The 14,826-nt window shown below is 34.3% G+C and carries 11 protein-coding genes and 1 tRNA gene; 5 read left to right on the forward strand and 7 right to left on the reverse strand.

The genetic code is table 11. The features are described from left to right. Nucleotides 1-64 precede the first annotated feature (64 nt). From ACFQ13_RS09780 to ACFQ13_RS09800, 5 genes are all read left to right on the forward strand, one after another. Complete coding sequence (locus tag ACFQ13_RS09780) at nucleotides 65-493, forward strand: hypothetical protein (RefSeq protein ID WP_386116780.1); 429 nt, start codon at nucleotides 65-67, stop codon at nucleotides 491-493. Nucleotides 494-710: 217 nt separating this feature from the next. Next, a complete protein-coding gene (locus tag ACFQ13_RS09785; protein WP_386116783.1) occupies nucleotides 711-2,411 on the forward strand; it encodes a serine hydrolase domain-containing protein in 1,701 nt (566 codons plus the stop codon). Between the two features lie 242 nt (nucleotides 2,412-2,653). Further along, a complete protein-coding gene (locus ACFQ13_RS09790; protein WP_386116786.1) occupies nucleotides 2,654-3,589 on the forward strand; it encodes a hypothetical protein in 936 nt (311 codons plus the stop codon). 174 nt (nucleotides 3,590-3,763) lie between these two features. Then, nucleotides 3,764-4,135, forward strand: coding sequence for a transposase (locus ACFQ13_RS09795; protein WP_386116789.1), 372 nt, complete (start codon nucleotides 3,764-3,766; stop codon nucleotides 4,133-4,135). 35 nt (nucleotides 4,136-4,170) lie between these two features. Next, nucleotides 4,171-4,986 (forward strand): IS3 family transposase, encoded by an 816-nt coding sequence (locus ACFQ13_RS09800; RefSeq protein ID WP_386116792.1) that lies wholly within the window; start codon nucleotides 4,171-4,173, stop codon nucleotides 4,984-4,986. Between the two features lie 755 nt (nucleotides 4,987-5,741). Here ACFQ13_RS09800 and ACFQ13_RS09805 read toward each other — a convergent pair. The 7 genes from ACFQ13_RS09805 to ACFQ13_RS09835 all read right to left on the reverse strand — a co-directional run bounded on the left by ACFQ13_RS09805 (nucleotide 5,742) and on the right by ACFQ13_RS09835 (nucleotide 14,780). Further along, nucleotides 5,742-5,814, reverse strand: a tRNA-Met gene (locus tag ACFQ13_RS09805). Between the two features lie 171 nt (nucleotides 5,815-5,985). After that, nucleotides 5,986-6,828 (reverse strand): leucine-rich repeat domain-containing protein, encoded by an 843-nt coding sequence (locus ACFQ13_RS09810; RefSeq protein WP_386116795.1) that lies wholly within the window; start codon nucleotides 6,826-6,828, stop codon nucleotides 5,986-5,988. A gap of 136 nt (nucleotides 6,829-6,964) precedes the next feature. After that, entirely contained in the window at nucleotides 6,965-7,147 is a 183-nt protein-coding gene (locus ACFQ13_RS09815; RefSeq protein ID WP_386116797.1) for a CPXCG motif-containing cysteine-rich protein, read from the reverse strand. A gap of 9 nt (nucleotides 7,148-7,156) precedes the next feature. Next, nucleotides 7,157-8,473 carry a TolC family protein gene (locus tag ACFQ13_RS09820; protein WP_386116800.1) on the reverse strand — a complete coding sequence of 439 codons (1,317 nt, stop codon included), beginning with the start codon at nucleotides 8,471-8,473 and terminating at the stop codon, nucleotides 7,157-7,159. Then, the gene (locus tag ACFQ13_RS09825; protein ID WP_386116802.1) at nucleotides 8,463-11,660 is read right to left on the reverse strand and encodes an efflux RND transporter permease subunit; all 3,198 of its coding nucleotides are present in this window, start codon (nucleotides 11,658-11,660) and stop codon (nucleotides 8,463-8,465) included. Before ACFQ13_RS09825 ends, ACFQ13_RS09820 begins: the two co-directional genes overlap by 11 nt. Beyond that, nucleotides 11,660-12,793 (reverse strand): efflux RND transporter periplasmic adaptor subunit, encoded by a 1,134-nt coding sequence (locus ACFQ13_RS09830; protein ID WP_386119412.1) that lies wholly within the window; start codon nucleotides 12,791-12,793, stop codon nucleotides 11,660-11,662. Before ACFQ13_RS09830 ends, ACFQ13_RS09825 begins: the two co-directional genes overlap by 1 nt. Nucleotides 12,794-12,872: 79 nt before the next feature. After that, on the reverse strand, nucleotides 12,873-14,780 hold the full coding sequence (locus ACFQ13_RS09835) for an ABC-F family ATP-binding cassette domain-containing protein (protein ID WP_386116805.1): 1,908 nt from the start codon (nucleotides 14,778-14,780) through the stop codon (nucleotides 12,873-12,875). Nucleotides 14,781-14,826: the final 46 nt, after the last annotated feature.

Genomic DNA, 14,826 nt, shown 5'->3' on the forward strand with positions numbered 1-14,826 from the left:
AGAAAAATCCGAATTCTTTACTAACTGCGAATGCAAAAAAATTGATATCAAAAATGGAATTAAAGTGACTGATAATTTAGATAGATTTAAAGTTACTTATCCTGACGAAAGTTGGGAACCTAATTTACATACTGACAATCTAGGAAATGGAATTATCGGTGTTTTACTTGATGGAGAAAGTTTTAAGTCTTTCGGAGTAACTGAATTAACTAAAGCTGAAAATTGGATGAATAAAAAAGAGCAACAAACTGATATTGAGTCAAAGTATAATGTTATAGAATCTGGTATAACGAAAATAAACGGAATAGAATCTTTATGGAATTTAGTTGATTTTGATACTGATTCAATTCCATCGTTAACATTTTATGTAACTACTGAGCATCCAACAAAAAATCTCTTTTACACTATAAATTTATCTGTTAGTAAAGACAAATATGGAAAACAAGATATTTGTGAATTGGAAAGCCTAATGAAAACTTTCAAAACACATTAAACGTTGTACAACAACGTTTATAATTAATTGCTAGTTCTAGCCTACTTACGAATATTCCTGCGGAATATTCTATCTGTGTTTTATTTGCTAAATTAGTTGCTTAAACAACGCATCTAACCATACACAAACACGTTATGTGCAATTTTGAAGCAACATTGTAACATATCGTATAATCATTCTACTAATCAATCAAAACAAACAGAAACTCCGAACATTAATGAAACTCAATTATAAAGTCTTTTTAGTATGTACACAACTACTTTTTTTTATTACTAACTTAAAAGCTCAAAATAATTTAAACTACAGTTTCGATGTAAATAAAATATCGGATAAAATCGATAGTCTTTTAATGGACTACAATAGCAAAGAAGCTGGAATGTCCATTGGAATTGTTATCAACAATAAATTAGTCATTCAAAAACAATTAGGTCTTGCCAATTTAGAACACCAAATTCCAATCACAAGAGAAACATCATTTCACGTAGCGTCTGTTTCCAAACAATTTACCGCATTTGCAATTTTACAACTCGAAAATGAGGGTAAACTTTCATTGCATGATGATATTAGAAAATACGTACCTGAACTAAACGAATTTGAGAATAAGATAACTATAAACAATCTTTTAAACCATACCAGCGGAATTAAAGACCAATGGAACTTATTGAGACTTTCTGGATGGCGCTTAAATGATTTCATAGACAATAACCACGTTCTCAATATTCTCTACAATCAAACTTCATTGAATTTTGAGCCTAACAAAGACTTTATGTACAGTAATTCTGGCTACACTTTATTAGCAGAAATTGTTACACGAGTTTCGGGTATGCAATTTTCAGAGTACACAGAAAAATACATTTTTAAGCCATTGAAAATGCATAACACGCAATTCGTAGATAAAGAAGGTCAAATAATCAAAAATAAAGCTAATTCATACTATAAAGATGGCGAGTACTATATCGAAGATGTATTCAATAACACCAGCTATGGAGCGACAAATTTGTCAACTACCATCGAAGACTTAAGTAAATGGATAATAAATTTCAACAAAAAAGAGGTTGGCGATAGTAGTTTGTTTGATAAAATGCATTCCCAAGAAAAGTTGAGCAATGGGAATACTTATGGATACGCAAATGGTCAATTTATCAATGAGTACAAGGGAATAAAAAGAATTTCACATAGTGGACAAGATGCAAGTTATCAAGCCTACATTGGCAGATTTCCAGATTTAGACATTAGCATAATTTTCTTTAACAATAATTCTGAAATAAATGGTGGTAAAGTTGTAGATCAATTAACTGAAATATGTTTATCAGAGTTTTTGGAAACCGAAAATTATAAACCAAGGTCAAAAACTTTACTCAGCAAAAAAGCAACAATTATTAAAGCAGTAAAATCACTAAAGAATTATGAGGGTTATTATTGGGACGACAAAGACAGATATTCACGTCAATTGAAAATTCAAAATGATACCTTACAGTATATCAGAAATGACGGTGATAAAACAGCATTAATTCCTGTTGGCGAAAATGAATTTGAAATGGCAATTGATGAGTATGTCTCTGTATCATTGCAATCTAATCAAATGGTTTTAACATTTAGTGATGGCTATCAGATTACTTTGGATAAATACATTCCCGCTGATTATAATTCAAGTTCTTTAAAACAGTATAAGGGTAAATATTACAGTTCGGAATTAAACACTTTCTACACTATTTCGGTAGAGGATAATATTTTAATTGCGAATCATACAAGACTTGGAAATTTTAAACTAAAAGCAATTGAAAAAGACTTTTTCATAGGAAATAAAGGTTCGATTCAGAAGGTTGTATTTTTAAGAAATGAATTTGGAAAAATTGTTGAACTCCATATATCAAGCAGTAGAGCTAAAAATGTTAAATTTAATAAATTGAGTGAATAAAAAACTGCACATAACAATGGCTAAAAGTAATTGCTTGTTCTCGCCTACTTTGGAAATTCCTGCAGAATTTCTAACTTGGCGTCTACTTGAAAAGTTAAGTGCCAAACCACACAACTACTCATAGCGGAGACCGTTAAAGTTAATTTTAAAAAACACTTCATCCTTGAAAAAATACAGTTCGGAAATAGAAAATTTCGAAATTAAACAAGGATATTTAGATTTGAGCAAACAAATTTAACTCAATGAACAAGACTTTTAGAATATTAAAAAAGGCAGTCTTATATACCTTCTCAATCCTTTTACTTCTTTCAGTTGCAGGTTACGTTTACCTCTATGTACTTCCAAAAGGACCTGAAATTACAGCAACCCAAAAAATCAATAATGGAATAGACTCTTTTGTGCTATACGCTTATGAAGGTAGTGAGCGAAAATCGATTAAAGTGTGGACTTATAAACCTGAAAATTGGAATGACAAAGACAAAATAGTTTTTGTAATGCACGGCGGAGGACGAAATGCAGATGACTATCTAAATGCTTGGGTTAAATTAGCCGACAGTAATAATCTACTTATAGTGGCACCTGAATTTGAAAATAAGTTCTCAAAATATACAACGAACGATTATCAAGAGGGAAATCTATTTACCTTTTTTGGAACTAAAAATCCAAAAAGCGAATGGGCATTCACGGTAGTTGAAAACATATTTGACCATATCAAATCGGTTAACGGCATTACAAACGAGCAATACGATATTTTTGGACATTCAGCTGGGGGACAGTTTGTACATCGAATGGTAATGCTAATGCCCGAATCGAGAATTGGAACAGCTATCTCTGCAAATTCTGGATTTTATAGTCTACCAGACGAGAAACTTGAATTTCCGTATGGCATTAAAAATACAGGAATAGATTTGCAAAAATCTTACAATAAAAGATTGATTATTCTATTGGGAGAATTAGATAATGACCCTAGTTTAGGAACTTTTAGAACAACGGATTTGGCGATGGAACAAGGAGCTCATAGACTGGAACGTGGAACAAATTTCTTCAATGCGAATAAGGAATTAAAAAACAAAAATAATTGGACTTTTAATTGGGAAATTTACACGATTAAAGATGTAGGTCACGACTATAAAAAAATGTCTAAAAGTGCAATTGAGTGGATAAAAAACGAACTCTAACACCATGTATAATTAATGGCTACTTCTTTCGTACTTTCAAAAATTCCTGCGGAATTTTCACGGGTTCGTAAAAGTTAGCTAATTTAGTTGCTCAACCACGTAACTAACCATATAAAATTAAGTTAAAGGAATTTATGACCCGTCCTGAAATAAGGCTACATAATTTTAAACATTATGTACAAAAATGACAAAGTAATTAGACGGTATTCAGAACCTTTTAAACTGAAAATTTTAGCCGAACTTACAACCGGTAAACACACAAAGAGCGAACTTTGTAAACTCTACTCTATCGCACCTACGACGGTAAATGTGTGGATTAAAAAGTATAATCGTAAAGACTTAATGAATACCAGAGTGAAAGTGGAAACAAAAGACGAAATATCTAGAATTAAAGCACTTCAAAAAGAGGTTGAACAGCTTAAAAAGCTACTACTTAAAAAGGATCTTGATGCTATGGTACAAGATTGTTATCTTGAAGTAGCAGCTGAAGATCTCGGCTATAAATCAGTTAATGAACTAAAAAAAAAGCTAAGTATAAAGCCTTAATTAAAGCTAAAAAGAGATCTAAGGGATTTGCTTCTTTGACAACGATAACTCATTGTTTTGGACTTAAACGCAATGCTTATTACAAGCATAAAAATAGAGCTGATAAGCGTTTAAACCTAGAACAACAGATTATAGATATTGTTAGTAAAAGACGCAAATCCCTTCCTAGAGAAGGCGTACGTAAACTTATTAGGTCTCTAAATAAAGAATTTGTTAATGCTAATATTAAAGTTGGGAGAGACACTTTATTTAAAGTACTTAGAAAGCATAACATGCTTACACTTAGAAAGAATACAAGTGCTAGAACCACCAACTCTTATCATCGTTTTTATAAATATAATAACATCATAAAAGACTTAGAAGTTTCTAGAGCTAACCAAGTTTGGGTATCTGATATCACATACATTAGAACCGTAAAAGGTTTTTGTTATCTGGCTTTAATAACAGATATGTATTCACGAAAAATAGTGGGTTATGATATTAGTGACAGCTTGGAACTTAAAGGATGTGTAAGAGCCCTAAATAAGGCTGTTTATCAAGCTAAAAACATTAAGCATCTCATTCATCATTCAGACAGAGGAATACAGTACTGCAGCAATCAATACACACAAATACTCAAAAGAAAAAAGATAGATATTAGTATGACAGAAGAAAATCATTGTTATGAAAACGCTATGGCTGAGCGTGTAAATGGTATCTTGAAAGATGAGTTTTATCTCGACCAAACCTTTGATAGCGTAGATCACGCTAAGAGAGCTGCAAAAAATGCAATTAATTTATACAACGAAATAAGATTACATTTATCTTTAGACTATAAAACACCTAATATGGTTCACAAATTATCAGCGTAAAACCAATTTTAACCTGTAGCCGTATTTCAGGACTAGACATTATATAGAATATAGGGATATTGAGAGCAACCCTAAATATTTAATTAGAAAAGAGTAAAAACAAAAAAATTATAAGAAGACGGATTTCCCTTAATAGAATTGATAGTTTATGAAATGCAAAATATTGAAAAAAATTTTAACTCAAAACTTCATCACAAAAACAGATACAGCTCAAATTTCACTTTAGCCACTCCTCATGCCAAGATTAGCACACATATAGAATTCCTAGTCTCCGTAAGCCTATAATGCTCCTAAGTGCCTTAAAAAACGGCGTACGGATCTCATAGTCTTGTTTTGGGAATAAACCCGAAAAATCACCTTCTTTACAAAGATTTAAAAACGAATCTTCGCGTCTTCAACCATTTTTCTAAATGGATTGATACGACGTTTATAACGTGAATACAAATTAGCCTTTGAAGTTTATACTTTAATCACCATCGCTATACCAAAAGCTTGTCTTTTTAATTTTTGAGTTTTGGGATCACGATAAGAATACTACACCTACCAAGCTTTAGAAAGTGCTGCTTTTTGTTCAGACTTTTTAGTGAAGACCATTTAGAAACAACACCACCTGTGTATATTTTAGGAGCTGTGTAGGTTAATTTCATGGGAAATCGTGTACTGTATCGTGTACTGCACGTAAAAACACGAAAAATGAAGGCATAAAAAAACGGACTGTGAAACACAATCCGTTAGTTATAATGGCTTTCGCCTTGTAGCGGGAACTGGACTCGAACCAGTGACCTTCGGGTTATGAGCCCGACGAGCTACCTACTGCTCTATCCCGCGATGTTAATCAAAAAACAATATTCTTAGCTTTTAACTTTCGGTTCATAATGCCGACATATCGTTTAGCGACTGCAAAGATAACACTTATTTTCAATTACCAAAGCATAAATCAAAAAAAATGCTCATTTTTTTTTATTGAGCATTTTTAAAGATAGTTATCATGGCTAATAATTAATCTTCGTCGTCTTCAGTATCTAAGGTCGCTAATGCCCCTTTACTGTTTGTTTCATCTAAATCAAAGTGTACAATATTAGGAAGTTGCGACTTCAAAGCAGCAAAGTTTCCTTTAAATTGATTTTGACCTAATAGTAAGGTTTTTAAGTTGGTAAGCTGTGCCAATTCATTTGGGATTTCACCATAAAAGGCATTATTAGAAAGTACTAATTCTTCTAAAGCGGCTAAACCACCTATTGATGAAGGAATAGTTCCTAGTAAGCGATTGTCAAAAACACTTAAAACCTTAAGCGATTTTAAACCCGAAAGGCTCGCTGGTAATTTTCCTTGTAATTGATTGCTGCTTAATAATAAGTTTTCAAGTTGCGTAAGGTTCCCTAAACTTTCAGGAATCTCCCCATTGAAATCGTTGTTATACAACTCAAGCGATTTTAACTGTGATAAACGTCCTAAGCCTTCTGGAATTTCACCATTAAAACGATTCGAAAATAATTTGATTTCCTCCAAGCTCGTCATACTTGATAAGGCCTTTGGTAATTCGCCCTCTAATTGATTAAAGGCTAAATTTAAAATTCTTAGGCTGTTTAAATCTGAAATAGATTCTGGCAACTCGCCTTTTAAGTTATTAAAACTTAAATTAATGGCCACTACGGCATCTTGCTCTAAAGTAATGCCATGCCAAGTGCTTACCGGCTGATCTAAGTCCCATGATTGGTTCCAAGCCTCACCTTGCGTTGCTTTGTATAAATCTATTAGTGCTGATTTTTGACTTGGACTGACCTCTGCGAAGCAAAATACTGACATTAAACAGAATAACAGTGTGATCTTTAATGTTTTCATAAGTGTTGGTTTTTTGCGTGGAGGGACACAAATACACAACGAATATAGACGCAAATACTTTAAACGGCAAATTTTTTCGACGAACGGTAATATGTTTGTTAACATTTTACGCGTTTGTACAAAATCTTAAGCGCATTTATTGCTCTATATTATCGGCTTGAAAACTTAAGATATTTTGATTTTCGGTTTGAACCGAAATTTGAATGGGATTACAACAGATTTCACAGTCTTCAATATACCGCTGCGTTGTTTGGAACACATCAATAAGCATGGAGATGGTTTCCCAACAATAAGGACATTGAAAAAAATGTTCGTGCATCGCGGTGTTTTAAAATTGAACGTTTAAAAGCTCTCCACTAAGCTTGAGGACTTCTAACTCGGATAGCTTGGCTTCAAATTTTGCCGCATTTCTACTCAACTCCACACTTAATAAATTAAGTTGGGCTTGTCTGAACTCAATAGAATTAACTTGCCCTATTTTAAATTTCTCTTCGGTACGTTTAAAATTATTTTCAGCCGTTATAATATTCTTCTCCTGAATATTATAAATTTCTAGTTTGTTCATATAATTATCCCAGGCATTATTAAAATCGCGCTCAATACTTAAAAGAATGCTTTCCTTTTCTAATTTCTGAGTTTCTAAATTCACCTTAGCATTTCTAACCGCTATCATTGTAGAACCGCCATCAAACAAATCCCAACTTAAATTTAAGCCTCCAGAAAGTCCTGTATTGGTAGACACCGCCACAAAGGACGCAGCGTTATTGTTACTCTTATTCCAGCCGTAAGTTCCCGTCAATCCAATGGTAGGCAGATAACCCGATTTGCCTGAACGAATATCTAACTCGCTAATGGCAATATTAGTTTCGGTTTGCAACAAGGCCGTATTACGAGCCTTTGCTTTTTCAAACAAACTATCTTTTTCTAATTGTATTAAAAAGTCCACCTCGGTTTCAACCTCATAATCCAAGGTATAGTTAGCGCCTAGAACCAGTTTTAAGTCGCGCTTTGCATTTTTAATATCTTGCTTAATATTAATGATGTTAATACTATCGTTATTGATATCAACTTCAGCATTTAAAACTTCTAATTTGGTATTTTGGCCGTAATCAAACTGATATTCGGCGCGTACCAATCTATCCTTAGTAATCCTTAAAGTCTCCTCTAAAGTGTTTAAGTTATCTGTGAGTTGTGCCACATTATAATAAACCGAAAAGAGTTGTAATATGGTATTCTCAATGGTTTCTCGGGCTTGTAGTTCGGATAATTTATAGGCTTCCTTTAAACGCTTATAATTATAATGTCTACCTAAACCATCAAACAAAGTGTAGTTTACATTAATACTAGCGTTGTAATTAGAACTCTCGGCGCCATCTAAAATCGTACTGGTCCCATCAGAAAATTCGGCCTCAGTATTATTAATATTATAGGTGGCCCCCGCATTACCTGTTACGGTAGGTAAAAACCCCGTATTTAAAATACTGGTATTATTCTCTGCAACTGTTACGGCATTTTTGGCAATTTTAACCCCATAATTGTGCTCTAAAGCTAAAGCTACAGCTTCGTCTTTTGTTAAAACCTCTTGTGCATGGATACTAAAACCATAGCACAGACATAGCGTAATGAATTTAAATTTAGTGCTCATTTTCTTCTTGTTGTTCTTTTATTGCACGTTCTACCTCTTCTTTAGTCACCGAATTTCCAGTGGCTAACCATTTTGCGTTCTTCTTTATAGTGTTACTAAAAGAGAGAAATAATGGTAAAACCAATAAGGTTAGTATGGTGGCGTAAGCAATTCCGAAGGAAATAGAAATCGCCATTGGTTTTAAAAATTGGGCTTGTCTACTTTTTTCTAATAATAAGGGTGCTAATCCTGCTATTGTGGTTAACGATGTTAAAAAGATCGCTCTAAATCTCGATTTCCCTGCTTCAGATATAGCCAAATCAAACGCCATACCTTCTTTTAGATTACTGTTGAATTTGCCAATTAAAACTAAACCGTCATTAACCATAATCCCAATTAAAGCAATTATACCTAATAGACTCAACACATTAACCTGAAAATCTAATAACCAATGTCCCCAAGCCACAGCCGTCATACTAAACGGAATAAGCAGTAATAATAAGAAGGGTTGTGAATAACTTCTAAATGTAAAGGCAATAGTAATATAGATTAAAATCAAGATAATTGGCCCGGCCACACTCAGCGAACTAGTAAGCTTAGAAGCCTCTCTATTCTGACCTTCGTACGAGGTATTTATAGTTGGGTATTTGGATTGTAACTGCGGAATAAAATCTGTTTTAATATCTTCAATGATATCCGTAGCACTAGAACTTGGGTCTTTTAAATCGGCATACACCTGAATTTCACGTTTTCCTTCTAAGTGATTAATAGCCACATCTCCCCTAACGATGGAATATTGCGCAATGTCGTTTAAAGTAACGCGTTCTCCTGTTGGCGTTACAATACGCATGGCATCTAAATCGTTAATAGAACTTCGATTATTTTTATCGTAACGAACCCACACTTTAATTTCATCTTGTCCTCTTTGAAAACGTTGGGCTTGAGCTCCAAAAAATCCTGAACGTATCTGAGCCATTACCGTTTGTAAATCTAAACCTAGTAAATACGCACTTTCTTTAAGTTCTAAACGAATTTCTTTAATCCCCGCCGGATCATTATCTCCAATATCTTTTAATAAAGGATTGGTTTCCATATATTTTTTAAGCTCTAATTTTGACGCTTTTAATTCTTCAATATTATTACTCAATAAGGAAACAGACACCGGACTTCCCCCAAAGTTTCCTCCTGATCCATAAATAAGACGTTCGGTACCTATCACCGGCCCTACTAATTCTTCTAAACGGTCTGTAATTAAATTGGCTTTAATTTCATCTGGACGCTCTTCTCCGGGTAGCAAATTAATTCGTAATCGCGCACTAGAGCTACTATTGATCTCAACAATCGTGTTTTCAAACAATTCTTTTCCTGTGCCTTTAAGGTATTTTTCAGTAAGCTCTTTATTGACAATAAAGGACTTCTCTTCAATCATAGAAATGATAGAATCTGTAATCTTTACATTGGTCCCTGCCGGCATTACGAGTTCAATATTAGCAGCATCACTTGCAATTCTAGGAAAAATAGTAATACCAATAATCCCACCTAATAAAGAACCAAAGGTTAAAACCAACAAGGCCACAAATACCCCCAATGAGAATATTTTAAATCTTAAAACCAGATCTAAAAGTGGCGTATACACTCTGTCTCTTAAAAAAGACATCAGCTTATCACCTCCTTTATTAATAAACCTCATAAAGGAGAAGAAGCGTTTTATTTTAGAAGGATTTTCATCTTTCTTCTGAACGCGTAAGGCTTTAGAATGGGCTAAATGCGCTGGTAAAATGATAAGGGCTTCTATTAAGGATACAATTAAAGTTAGAATAACAATCACCGCCACTTCACTAAAGAATTCCCCGATTCTACTATCTAAAAAGAAGAATAGAGAAAAGGCTAAAAGGGTTGTGATAATGGCAGACACTACCGGCGGAATCACTTCAATGGTACCATCAATAGCCGCACGTATTGGGCTTTTCCCTTTTTCGTAGTGTTGATAAATATTTTCAGCAATTACAATACCGTCATCCACAAGAATTCCGATTACGATAATCATTCCAAACAGGGATAATACGTTTATTGTAACATCAAACTGTGCCGCAAACATAAACATTCCTAAAAATGAAATCGGTAAGCCAAAAGCCACCCACACTGCTAAACGGGTATTTAAAAAGATAGACAGAAAAATTAAAACCAATAGCATTCCTACAATGGCATTTTCTGTTAATAATTGGGTACGTTGTTTTAAGGTTACAGATAGATCACGGACGACATCTAAACGAATGTTAGCGTGCTTCTGATTGTAAGCCTCCATATAGTCATTAACCTTATCTGCTGAACTAATAAGATCTTCATTATTAGTACTGGTAATGGCAATGTTAACTGCTAATTCTTCGTTAAAATAAGTGGCATTTGGTGTTTCTGAGAAACGATCTCTTATGGTCGCCACATCTTTTAGTCGCACCACTTTTCCGTCTGAAGATGCTCTAACCACAATATTAGATAATTCACTACCATAATATTGTTTGTTATTGGCACGGATTAAATATTCTTCAGCCTCGGTTTTTACATTTCCACCTGTAACTAAGATATTAGCGCGGCTCACCGCAGCTGCCACCTCACTAAAGGTGATATTGTAAGCTAACAAATCAATTTCATGAACAGCAATCTCTATTTCTTCATCGGGGAACCCGGATAATTCAATTTGAGAAATCCCATCAATAGCTCTTAAATCGGTTTCAACTTGTCGTGCTAATTGTTTTAAGGTAACTAAAGGAATGTCCTTTCCACTAATGGCGAATGAAATGGTTTCCCGTACAATTTCCTGTTTAGAGACCACCAAAGGCTCCATCCCTGTTGGGAAGGTAGGCACCCGATCTACAGCGTTTTTAACTTCAAGAAGCATGAAATCAATATTCTCTCCTTTTTCTATTTCTACGGTAATAGAACCGCTATTTTCTTGTGATGTGGACGTGACACGGTCTACGCCTTTAAGGCCTTTTAAATTGTCTTCAATTTGAAGCACAATCCCTTCTTCTATTTCCTGTGGTGATGCCCCAGGATAAGCAATAGAAATATTAATGATTTTGGTTTCGGTTAAGGGGAAATATGACGACTTCAATGAAAAAAGCCCTATAAAACCGAAAATTACAAATGCAACAATAAGAACGTTTACCGCAACATGATACCTAATAAAATACTCAATTAACTTCCTCATTATTGTACAGCTTCAGGGGTTTCAGAAGTATTGGCAGCTTTTACATGCATTCCGGCATAAGCTCCAGGTACAGGCTTTTTTAAGATCACAGTACCGTTAGGGACGTTTTTTAAAACCACCTTTTCATCAGAAAAATGCACGGGCTTCACGCTAATCACATCGAGTAAGCTGTCTTTAATAACATATATTTCCTCGCTATCTAATAATAAGTTTCTATCCACTTCAATGGCATTTTCAACCTTTTCAGCATCGAGTTGCGCTTCAAGATACATACCTTCTTTAAGATCCTCATGTTTCACTTCAATATAAACCGTAATGGTCTGTGTTGTGGCATCTATACTTCCGTTAATACGGGAAACTTTCCCTTGGTAGTCTTTTAAATTATCTAAACTGGTTAAACGAACCGCTTCACCTTCCTTTAAAACATCTGCGAAAGATTTACTTATGGCCACTTCCATTTCATACACAGAAGGATTAATAAACTCACCTAATTTCTGACCACTTCTTACTAGAGATCCTTCAGTAACTAAAGCTTCGGTAAGAATACCGTTAAAGGGGGCTGAAATTCTATATTTCCCTAAACGTTGTTCTAAATTCTTTACGTTATAATAGGCACTAACAATACCACGACCGGTAATAAAATAGTTTTCTTTTTCTGCTGAAATTTCAGGAAGTTTCGGGGTGGTTTTATTTAAATCGAAACTATTAAGGTAGGTTTGCCATTTCTGATAAACTTCTGGAAAGTCTAAACGTAGGTCAGGCATAATAGCCGCAATACTATTGTACAAATCACTTTTGGCAGATTGTACACTGGCATAGTATTCTGAAGCATCTAGACGAATTAAGGTTTCGCCTCTATTAAATTTTTGCCCTGGTTTAAATAATTTAGAACCCCTTTTAAAAATACCTTGAACTTCAGAGTACAACTCTACACGTTCTTTGGCTACCAAATTACCATTAGCCGCAATGACCAAAGGAACGGTGGTATTTTGCACATTTTGAACCAAAACTGTTTTTACCACTTTGGGCACTACAGGCTTTGGTTTATGCTTATTAGCAATTAAATAATTAGCTACTAAAAAGGCCCCTAAAATTAGGGCGACTCCTAAAACGGATAAAATTATTTTTCTCAACATAAGGCAGTTAATCGTAAGTAATTTACAAAACTAACCTTATAGCGAAGTGAATGCGTTAAAAAAATCTTAATATAAACTAAGAAAGCCGGTCTAAATCTTCTTGTACCACTTCCCAGTCGCTCATAAGCTGTTCTAATTTTTTCTTCTTCCCTTGGTACTCATCAAAAAACTTAGGGTCTGAGGCCGTCTTATCGTAGTCCGTTGCCAACTTAACATCATCAGCCTTAAGCTCTTTTTCTAACTGATTAATTTTAGACTCTATATTACTGAGTTTATTATTTAAAGACTTTAATTTCTTTTGGTCTTCATAACTCTGCTTGTTGCTCTCCTTAGGTTTATCAGCAATCACTGTGCGTTTTTCAGCTTCTCTTAGGTTTTCTAGATTACGCTGCTCTAAATAAAAATCGATATCGCCTAAATACTGTTTGATATTCTGATCTTTAAATTCATAAACCGTATCGGTAAGCCCTTGAAGGAAATCCCTATCGTGAGAAACTAAAATTAGCGTCCCTTCAAATTTAATTAAAGCCTCTTTTAAAACGTTCTTAGATTTAATATCAAGGTGGTTGGTAGGCTCATCCATTATTAAAACATTTAACGGCTGTAATAATAATTTCGCTAAGGCTAAACGGTTACGTTCCCCTCCTGAAAGTACTTTAACATACTTCTCTACTTCTTCTCCTCGGAATAAAAACGATCCTAAAATATCACGTACTTTACTTCTATTAGTTTCATTGGCCGCATCAATCATGGTATCTAACACGGTTTTATTACCGTCTAAATACTCTGCCTGATTTTGTGCGAAATACCCAATTTGAACATTATGCCCAAGGGTTAATTGCCCTTCATGCTCTAAATCGCCTACTATAATTTTAGCCAACGTCGATTTTCCTTGACCATTCTGTCCTACAAAAGCAGTTTTTACATCGCGGGCTACAGATAAATTCACATTATGTAAAACTTGAAGATCCCCGTATTTTTTAGACACATTTTCCATTTCGACCACCACTTTTCCTGGCGTAATAGAAACCGGAAAGTTTAAGGTCATAACACTATTATCATCTTCATCGACCTCAATACGATCAATCTTGTCTAACTTTTTAATTAGGGATTGCGCCATGGTAGCTTTAGAAGCTTTTGCTCTAAACTTTTCAATAAGCTTTTCGGTTTGCTGAATTTGCTTTTCTTGGTTTTTCTGTGCCGCCAGCTGCTGGGTTTTCATCTCCTTACGCAATACCAAAAATTGCGAATAGGGTTTATTATAGTCATAAATACGCCCTAAAGAAATTTCAATGGTACGGTTGGTTACATTATCTAAAAACATTTTATCGTGAGATACGATAACTACAGCACCGCTATACCCTTTTAAAAAGTTTTCTAACCAAATGATAGATTCGATATCTAAGTGGTTGGTAGGCTCATCTAAAAGTAGTAAATCATTATTCTGCAATAATAATTTCGCCAATTCTATACGCATACGCCATCCGCCGGAAAAGGTATCGGTGAGTTTATTAAAATCTTCTCGTTTAAACCCTAGACCTTGTAAAATCTTCTCAGTTTCACCTTGATAGTTATAACCGCCTAATATTTCGTATTGATGTTGTACATCATTTAAGTCTACCATAAGTTGATGGTAGGTGTCACTTTCGTAATCGGTACGTTCTGCTAATTGAATGTTGATATCTTCCAGTTGCGCTTCACAAGCCTTAATTTCTTTAAAAGCTTCGTAAGATTCTTCTAAGACCGTTTTTCCGAAGTCAAAATCAATATCTTGCTTTAAGAATCCAATTTTTAAACTCTTATCCGCAGCAATCTGACCCGTATCGGGTTCTTGCTCTTTAGAAAGAATTCTTAGCATGGTGGATTTCCCCGCGCCATTTTTACCAATTAAACCAATACGATCGCCAGGACCTAGTTTAAATGTTATTTCTTCAAAGAGGTATTCGCCTTGAAAGGATATAGAAAGATTGTGGATGTTTAACATAGATATTATAAATATGACAAAAGTCTTTAGGTGACAATTGTTACAA

The sequence above is a fragment of the Winogradskyella rapida genome, from assembly GCF_042675845.1.
GTDB classification, from domain to species: Bacteria; Bacteroidota; Bacteroidia; order Flavobacteriales; family Flavobacteriaceae; genus Winogradskyella; species Winogradskyella rapida.

Bases quoted from the DNA above. Each gene is read 5' to 3' on its own strand.
- ACFQ13_RS09820 (WP_386116800.1), bottom strand. From the start codon at position 8,473: ATGAGCACTAAATTTAAATTCATTACGCTATGTCTGTGCTATGGTTTT.
- ACFQ13_RS09815 (WP_386116797.1), bottom strand. From the start codon at position 7,147: ATGCACGAACATTTTTTTCAATGTCCTTATTGTTGGGAAACCATCTCC.
- ACFQ13_RS09790 (WP_386116786.1), top strand. From the start codon at position 2,654: ATGAACAAGACTTTTAGAATATTAAAAAAGGCAGTCTTATATACCTTC.
- ACFQ13_RS09825 (WP_386116802.1), bottom strand. From the start codon at position 11,660: ATGAGGAAGTTAATTGAGTATTTTATTAGGTATCATGTTGCGGTAAAC.
- ACFQ13_RS09810 (WP_386116795.1), bottom strand. From the start codon at position 6,828: ATGAAAACATTAAAGATCACACTGTTATTCTGTTTAATGTCAGTATTT.
- ACFQ13_RS09835 (WP_386116805.1), bottom strand. From the start codon at position 14,780: ATGTTAAACATCCACAATCTTTCTATATCCTTTCAAGGCGAATACCTC.
- ACFQ13_RS09785 (WP_386116783.1), top strand. From the start codon at position 711: ATGAAACTCAATTATAAAGTCTTTTTAGTATGTACACAACTACTTTTT.
- ACFQ13_RS09795 (WP_386116789.1), top strand. From the start codon at position 3,764: ATGTACAAAAATGACAAAGTAATTAGACGGTATTCAGAACCTTTTAAA.